This is a genomic window from Pseudomonas sp. P5_B2 (assembly GCF_056400445.1).
The window spans coordinates 1-2,013 of record NZ_JBFULH010000688.1 but is presented as its reverse complement, the minus strand read 5'-3'; the positions used below and the strand labels follow the sequence as shown (position 1 = coordinate 2,013).

The 2,013-nt window shown below is 49.6% G+C and carries 1 protein-coding gene; it reads left to right on the top strand.

What is annotated here, in order from left to right; all coding sequences use genetic code 11:
- The first annotated feature begins 939 nt into the window (after window positions 1–939).
- Complete coding sequence (locus AC1DRJ_RS25640) at window positions 940–1,776, top strand: DUF3800 domain-containing protein (RefSeq protein WP_477804621.1); 837 nt, start codon at window positions 940–942, stop codon at window positions 1,774–1,776.
- Window positions 1,777–2,013 lie beyond the last annotated feature (237 nt).

The following is a 2,013-nucleotide window of genomic DNA, read 5'->3' as shown; positions in this document are numbered from 1 at the left end:
CTTCCAACCCAGGCCGTGTGGAAACGCATGCGCTGTTTTGAACTCTGCGTTGCTACGTAAAATCTGCCAGGTTTGGTTAATCATCAGACCGAGAATTTGCGTAGAAACGCGGCTTTCGGCCCGCCCTGACTGTCAAACGTGCTCTAAAACGTTTTCACACAGCCTGGATCGAACGTAGCCGAAGACAGCTTCCCAAGCTGATAACGAGGGTTCGATTCCCTTCACCCGCTCCACTGTTTTCAAGGCCTCCAGCGGTATCGAGGTAACGTCAAGCGAGACTGGTGACAGTTTCAGTGACAGTTACTCAGAATTCGCGTGTCACGCTTCTGGCCAGCCCCGCTCTACACCCCTCCCCGTTTTATGTTGACCCATGGGAAAAAGGTAATTTTGGTAATTGGATTTTCTAGTCCCTCCAGAAGCCTTTAAAATCAATTGGTTAGGTCATGTTGTTAAAGGTAATAATAGGGTAATTTTTTAGTAATTAGATTACCTTTTGGCATGGTTAGATTCTGACCTTACAAAACCCTTTAAAATCAGCCACTTACGAAAAAATTACCTTTTCAATTACCCTAAATTACCTTCTCTGGTAATTGCTCAAAGCCACGCCACACAAGGGCTACAGCCCCTGCTCGTAACCAAATTCCCAAAATTACCTTTTTCCCAGCCCTCAACTGGAAATGGCGATATGGAGCCACGAATAACGCATGCCAACTCTCCGCGACCAGTTTCCAAGCAACCTGTACGAACTGCGTTCGCTCGGCTGCCCTTTGATCCTCCCAGAATCCCCAAGGAAGGTTGACTGGTGACTCGGAGGGGACTATATTCGCCACAAGTCGGTAGCGCTGCCCTTAGCGGTGCGTGAGGGAACTCCTTCGCTGGCTTACCTAATTCGTAAAACCCGTGCCTACATGCGCGGGGCATTAGACAGAAGTCGAGCAGATGCTCGACTTTTTTTTTGCTTTATTTTTGCTTGGAGATGACTGGATGCACCTTCTTTACGTTGACGAATCAGGCTCGCCAAGCGATCCAAACCAGAGTTTTTTCATCCTTTCCGGTGTAGCGATATATGAGCGACAGACGCACTGGGTCGAAACACAAATGAACCAGATCGCGGCGCGATTCTGCCCAGAGGACCCCTACGCTATCGAGCTACACGGTTCGCCAATGCGTTCAGGTAAAAGCGAGTGGAGGCCATTTCCGATGGCTGATCGTATCCAAGCAATCAAGGACTGCTTGAGCATCGTCGCGAACTCGAGGGGCAAATACCGCCTATTTGCGTCAGTGGTCGAACGAGGAGCGCACGGAGCGGACGATCCAATCAAATCCTGCTTCGAACAAGTAGCGTCAAGGTTCGATAAATACCTGCAGCGATACAACACTCAAGGCACCCCTGAGCGAGGCATTGCTATTTTCGATACCTCTCACACCGAAAAAAGCATTCAAAATCTTGCAAGGACGTTTAAGCATGACGGCCACTCGTTCGGCAAACTCAGAAATTTTGCTGAGGTGCCGCTATTCCTGGACTCGAAAGCATCAAGGATGATTCAACTGGCGGATCTGGTGGCGTTTGCGATATACCGACACTTCCAATCCGATGATTCACAGTTTTTCGACATTATCAAAAATTCATTCGATAGCGTTGCAGGTACCGTGCATGGTCTACACGTGCGTAGAAAACCTCAGCACATCGAAGGTGTTGGACTGGTAGCGACATCGACTATGGTCACTACTGAAATTGTGCAGACAGTCGTGGAGGAATATCAGCTGCCTGAATAGCAAATTCAGTCTTGCAACTCCCCGTGCACGCTTATGCAGCGGGGGGGGAATAGCCGGAGTATCCGCCCCGTATTTCTGCGAGCAGAACAGCAGGTGTAGGGAGCGTTGGGGACGATCAGTGTCCACATCTACAGCGCAGAGATGTGGACATTATCGGATAGGCTACTCGGTGATCAGGACGCCATCGCTGTTAACACATAGGCTACTCGGTGATCAGGACGCCATCGCTGTTAACAC

Bases quoted from the DNA above. Each gene is read 5' to 3' on its own strand.
- AC1DRJ_RS25640 (WP_477804621.1), top strand. From the start codon at position 940: ATGCTCGACTTTTTTTTTGCTTTATTTTTGCTTGGAGATGACTGGATG.